Source organism: Telluria sp. LT2P80 (assembly GCF_059685955.1).
This window is the reverse complement of record NZ_JCASIO010000023.1, coordinates 1-6,009: the sequence shown is the minus strand read 5'-3', so window position 1 is coordinate 6,009 and position 6,009 is coordinate 1. Positions and strand designations below refer to the sequence as shown.

The following is a 6,009-nucleotide window of genomic DNA, read 5'->3' as shown; positions in this document are numbered from 1 at the left end:
AGTCGGTCCCACCCCTTCCCATCCCGAACAGGACCGTGAAACGACTTTGCGCCGATGATAGTGCTGCAACCAGTGTGAAAGTAGGTTATCGTCAGGCTAGTTATATAGAAAAGCCCCGCTCAGTGATCTGAGTGGGGCTTTTCGCTTTGGGCGATCGCTTTATCGTGCTCACTTGTCGATGTGACGAGCACGGTGCGCCACCCCACCGCCAACGCCCGTGAATCTGGTGCACAATGCATTCATCATCATTGTCATTTCAATCACGGGAACAGCATGAATGAACAGGTTGCACGCAATGTCGTGCTGGCGCGCGCGATCGAGCACGCCGACGTTGGTCATACCGTACTGAGCGACGACGATCGCAAGTACGCCACCCGCAGCGCACGCGAGCTCGCTGCATGGCAGGCGGCCGATAGCCATACGGCCGTCAACCAGCAGCACTTCCTGCAGCAGCGCGCCGAGCAAATCCTCAAGCGCCTCGGCGAACGCACGCCGGCCTTCGGCGCGTTCCAGCGCCGCGCGCCCGGCATGCGCGGGATCTGGTTCGCGTTGCCGTTCATCGCCTTCGTGCTTGGCGCCGCGCTAGACCGCATCGCCGATCCGCACCGTGTCGACCTCCTGTCGGCACCGCTCCTGATCATCATCGCCTGGAACCTGCTGGTCTACCTAGGCCTTCTGATATGGGCGGTCGTTCCTGCCGCGCGCAAGAAGAAGAGCGGTGCGCCGTTGCTGCGCCGACTGAGCGTGGGCAAGGCCGTCGCGCCGCGCAAGCTTCCCACCGCACTGGCCGAAGGCGTTGCTCACTTTCTGGCAGATTGGGCCGTGCTCAGTGAACCGCTGACGCGTGCGCGCCTGAGCCGCACGGTGCATCTCGCGGCCGCCGGCTTTGCGCTCGGTGCCGTCGCGTCGCTGTATGCGCGCGGCCTGCTCACCCAATACGTAACTGGCTGGGAAAGCACCTTCCTCGACGCCCAGCAAGTCCACACGCTGCTGTCGTGGCTGTTCACGCCAGCGCTGACTGTGTTCCCGTTCCTGCAAGGCTTCACGCTGGCCGAGATCGAGCAACTGCGCTTCGGCGGCAGCGCCGGCCTGCCGGTTGGCGAACGCTGGGTTCATCTGTACGGCGCGACGTTGCTGCTGCTGGTGATCATTCCACGCGTACTGCTCGCGATTGTTGCCGGCCTGCGCGCGCGCCATCTGTCGCGTCACTTCCCCCTCGACCTCGACCAGCCGTACTACCGCAAACTGGCTGACAGCATCGGTACCAGCGCGCCGGCCGTGCTGCGCGTGATCCCGTATACCTACACGCTTGACGAGCCGCGTGACCGCGGCCTGTGGGCAATCGCAGCTTCGGCCCTGGGTGGGCAGGCGAGGGTGCAGCTGCTGCCGGCGGTCGCGTATGGCATCGAACCGAAGCACGCATTGCGCGAAACGATGCTGAACGAAGCCGGCATCACCGTCACCACCGTGCTGTTCAGCCTAGCTGCGACGCCAGAAAAGGAAAATCACGGCGCGATGCTCGACTATCTGGTCAAGCATGTGCCTCGTGGCGTCGCGGTGCTGCTTGATGAATCGGCGCTGCTCGAGCGTATCGGCGACCAGGTCGGCGCTGAACGCGCCGCCGAGCGTCATTCGCTGTGGCGGCAGTTCTGCAGCTTCCATGGCACGTCGGCCCATGTCGTCAATTTGCTCGAACCGGATAAGTACCCGCTTGAACTGGGTGCGGGCTTGACCCTGCCGGAGCTGCGATGATCCAGCCTGCCAAGATCCAGTTCGCCCTCGTCTCGCATACGAACAACGGCAAGACCACACTGGCACGCACGCTGGTTGGCATGGACGTCGGCGAAATCCGCGACGCTGCGCACGTGACCCAGATTTCGCAAGGCTACCCGCTGCTGTCCACACCGGCTGGCGACTCGCTCGTGTTATGGGACACGCCCGGTTTCGGCGATTCGGTGCGTCTGCACAAACGCCTGGCCATGGCCGGCAATCCGATCGGCTGGTTTCTGCGCGAGGTCTTCGACCGCTATCGCGACCGTCCGTTCTTCCTCAGCCAGCAGGCACTGCGCGCTGCGCGCGAAGAAGCCGACGTGGTGCTCTACCTGGTGAACTCGTCCGAGTCGCCACAGGATGCGGGCTATCTGCCGTCCGAGATGAATATCCTCGAATGGCTCGGCAAACCCGTGGTCGTGCTGCTGAACCAGATCGGACCACCGCGTCCGGCCAGCGAAGAACAGGCCGAGCCACAGCGCTGGAAACAGCATCTGGCCCAGTATTCGGTCGTCAAGGAAGTGCTGCCGCTCGATGCATTCGCCCGCTGCTGGGTGCATGAACACGTGTTCTACGAATCGGTCACGCACCTGATCGCAGCCGAGAAGCAGCCCGCGTATGCGCGCCTGCTGTCTGCCTGGGCGGCGCGCAATCGCGAGCGCTATGCAAGCGCCTTGCAGATGAACGCCGAACAGATTGCCGCCACCGCGCGCGATACCGAGGCGCTGGACGAACAACGGCCGGGCATGTTGCGCAGCGCGTTGAAAGCGGTCGGCATCGGCAAGGATGAAGCGCGCCGCCAAGAGCTGGCGATGGCAGCGCTCGTGCAGCGCCTGAACGACGGCATCAATCATGCGACGGCGCGCATGCTGTCCCTGTATCGCATCGATCCGGGGCAGGCCGTCGCTGTCAATGCACGCGTGCGCGACAACTTCGCGGTTAACGCGCCAGTGGACAAGGCGCAGGCTGGATTATTGGGTGCGGTGGTGGCGGGTGCAACCACCGGTCTGTCGGCTGACTTGATGGCGGGCGGCCTGACGATGGGCGCCGGCGCGTTATTGGGCGCGATCGCTGGCGGCATCACGGCTGCCGGCGCCGCGTGGGGCTTCAATCAGGGGACCGATCGCAACCAGGCAAACGTGAAGTTCGCCGACCCGTTCCTGCAGCAGATGCTGGTGGGCGCGATTCTGCGCTATCTGGCAGTGGCGCACTTTGGCCGTGGACGCGGCAATTATGTCGAAAGCGAAGCGCCGCCGTTCTGGCAGGCCGAGGCTGAGAGCGCACTGGCTGCCCGCGGTGTCGATAGCGCGCAACTGTGGCAATCCGTACGCGCCGCGCCGGACCTGGGCGCAGCCACCAAACTGGTGCAGGCTGTTCTGGTGCCGGCGGTGACGGCGACGCTGGCGCGCCTGTATCCGGATGTTGCTCTGCCGGGGCAGGAGCCGCCAGCAGCGGCCCCGTCCCCGTCCGCGGCCCCGGTGGACCTGACTAAAACTGATACTGCGCGCTGACGCCCAGCAGCCAGTTACTGCCAGGCGCCGCTTCGTAATAGCGGCGGTTGGCGTCGCCCACGATCACCGAGCCGACATAGTCGCGGTCGAACAGATTGTTCAGGCGCGCGAACTGGCGCAGGCGCCAGCCGCCAAATTGCTGGCTCGCCTGCACGCGGGCATTGACGACCGCATAGCCAGGCGCTGTCTGCGCGGTGTTGGTGTCTTCCGCGTACACGCGGCTGTTGGCGACCGTCTCGAGTGCGACACCATAACGGCCCGCCGCTTCCATCCAGCCCAATTCACCGTAGAAGCTCGACTTGGGCACGCCCGGCAGGCGGCTACCCTTTGGCACGGCGCCGAAGCCTTCGTCGTAGATCGCATGCAGCATGCTCATGGCGATGCGCGCATTCCAGCCGGCGCCCAGTTCCGCGTCGACCGACAGCTCGCCACCCTGGCGCAGCGTGGCGCTCGCGTTGCGATAGCTGGTGCGGCCGCCCGACGACGCATCGACCACCAGTTCATCCTTGGTCTTCACCTGGAACACGGCGGCGTTGACGCGCACGCCGCGGGCCACCATCGCCTTGGCGCCGATTTCAAGGTGCGTGCCGATCGCCGGCTCGAGTGCGAAGTTGAAGCCGCCGCCTGTGCCTGAATAGAACGACTCATTCATCGTTGGTGTTTCAAAGCCGCGCGCGGCGCTCGCATACACGTTCAGCGTGGGCGAGATCTTGTACAGCACACCGACCAGCGGCGTCGTATGACGAAAGTCGGTGCCGCCGCTGTCGTTGCCATTGGAGAGATACCGGTCCTCGACGTCGAAGTCCACGCGGCTGTGACGCAGGCCGCCGGTTAGCACCCACTGGTCGCGTTCCCATTCGACTTGCACGTACGGGTCGACGCTGGTCACGTCGTTCTGTTCATCGCGCCGCAGATTGCCTTTCACGCCAAAGGTCGTACCGATGAAGTTCTCGAAACCCTGGCGCGCATCCTTGGATTGCGCCATTTCGAGGCCTGCCGTGGTGCGCAGCGTGCCACCGGCAACGGTGCGCACTGCACGCCAGTTGGCGTCGATGCCATAGAAGTCGCGGTCGAAATCGATGACGCCGCCCGAGTGCGTGGCCGGCGCCTGGAAGCCGCGCGAGAACGACTGGAACTGGATCACGCGGCGGTTACCGCCGTAAGCCGTCACTTGCAGGCGATCCTGGCCGAAGCGCTGCTCGAACGTCGCGCCGAACTGTTGATGATCAATGCTCTTGCGCGTGTCGTAGCGATCGGCCAGCGTGCGCTGTGGCGATTGCGTATCGGTGGTGTCGATCTCGCCCGCACGTGGATCGCGGCGGAAGGTGTCCCATGTCACGCCCAGCGGATCCTGCGTGTCGTCCTGGCGCAGCCCACTGGCCGTAATCACCAGGCGGCTGGTCGACGTTGGCTCGACCACCAGCTTGGCATAGGCCTGGTCGCGCGTGGCTGCACTATGGTCGCGGTAGCCATCGGTCTCGAAGCGCGACGCATCGATCAGGTAGCCGATACCGCCGCTGCGACCCGACGCATTCGTATCGAGCTTGCGCTGGCCGTAGCTGCCGCCGGTGAAGCTGGCTTCCACGGTCGGCTTGTCGGTGGGTTCGCGCGTGAACAACTGGACCACGCCGCCCGAGTGATTGCCATACAACGCAGAGAAAGGACCGCGCAGCACTTCGATGCGCTCGGCGACATCGAGGTTGAAGGTCGCGGCCTGGCCCTGGCCGTCGGGCATGGTGGCCGGGATGCCGTCGGCAACGAGGCGCACGCCGCGCACACCGAATGCCGAACGCGTGCCAAAGCCACGTGACGAGATTTGCAGGTCTTGCGCGTAGTTCTCGCGATTGCGCACGACGACCCCCGGCACCGCCGCCAGTGCTTCGGAGGCGTTCACGCGCAACTGCGCGGCGCCGATCTGCGCCGCATCGACGACATCGATCGCGGCGGGCAGGTCGAAACTGGTGTGTTCAGCGCGCGTGCCACTGATGACCACCACGTTCATTGGATTGCGGATGTCATCGGCAATGGCGGCAAGTGGCCAGCAGGCGCAAAGGGCGGCGATCGTGGTACGGCGCAGGACAGGATGCTTCATTATTTCCCCAAAGTATTGCGTGCAGAGTGTGAAAGTTGGTCTTATATTATTTAACCGGGGAATATACCTTGGGAGCCAGAATCCTGCTGGAGACGTAGCCGCATGCGAATACGTCGGGTGTGAAGATTCTTTTGCAGGAGGGCTTGCGGAACCCGGGGGAGGTTTGTTATAGTTCGCCTCCGCTTCGGCACTGACCGAAAAAGTTAACGTAATCAAGTGGTTACGAGAGCAAGGTCTACAGAGAAATCTGAGGCGAAGCGAAAAGAAAGAGTTGACGAGATTTCGGAAACACAGCATAATCTCTCTTCTCTGCTGCAGCGAACAAAACGATTCGCTACTAACAGCAAGAAGCACCGAATAAAGTTCTTTAAAAATTAACAGTCGATAAGTGTGGGCGTTTGATGAAGGTGCAAAAGACTTCGGTCTTTGATTACTTAAATTATCAAATGTTCACAAAAAAGAAATACGTTGCTCAGCAATGAGTAACGGTCAGTATTTTGAGTGAGCGACCCCTGCCGCAAGGCAGGGTGGCAGAAATGCCAACAAACAGAGATTGAACTGAAGAGTTTGATCCTGGCTCAGATTGAACGCTGGCGGCATGCTTTACACATGCAAGTCGAACGGCAGCGCGGGGCA

3 protein-coding genes and 2 rRNA genes are annotated in these 6,009 nt (G+C 62.8%); 4 read left to right on the top strand and 1 reads right to left on the bottom strand.

All coding sequences use genetic code 11. The features are described 5' to 3' along the window. From rrf to AC56LW_RS23915, 3 genes are all read left to right on the top strand, one after another. Nucleotides 1–97 (top strand): 5S ribosomal RNA (gene rrf / locus AC56LW_RS23925); the annotation flags it as partial. 176 nt (nt 98–273) lie between these two features. Beyond that, nucleotides 274–1,752 (top strand): DUF2868 domain-containing protein, encoded by a 1,479-nt coding sequence (locus AC56LW_RS23920; RefSeq protein ID WP_499638334.1) that lies wholly within the window; start codon nt 274–276, stop codon nt 1,750–1,752. Next, nucleotides 1,749–3,281, top strand: coding sequence for a DUF3482 domain-containing protein (locus AC56LW_RS23915; protein WP_499638331.1), 1,533 nt, complete (start codon nt 1,749–1,751; stop codon nt 3,279–3,281). The genes AC56LW_RS23920 and AC56LW_RS23915 overlap by 4 nt, the downstream gene beginning before the upstream one ends. Here AC56LW_RS23915 and AC56LW_RS23910 read toward each other — a convergent pair. Continuing rightward, a complete protein-coding gene (locus AC56LW_RS23910) occupies nt 3,259–5,373 on the bottom strand; it encodes a TonB-dependent receptor family protein (RefSeq protein WP_499638328.1) in 2,115 nt (704 codons plus the stop codon). The two genes, AC56LW_RS23915 and AC56LW_RS23910, sit on opposite strands and share 23 nt — an antisense overlap. A gap of 555 nt (nt 5,374–5,928) precedes the next feature. On the opposite strand from AC56LW_RS23910, the gene AC56LW_RS23905 reads away from it, so the two are divergent. After that, nucleotides 5,929–6,009: ribosomal RNA gene (locus tag AC56LW_RS23905) — 16S ribosomal RNA — on the top strand; the annotation flags it as partial.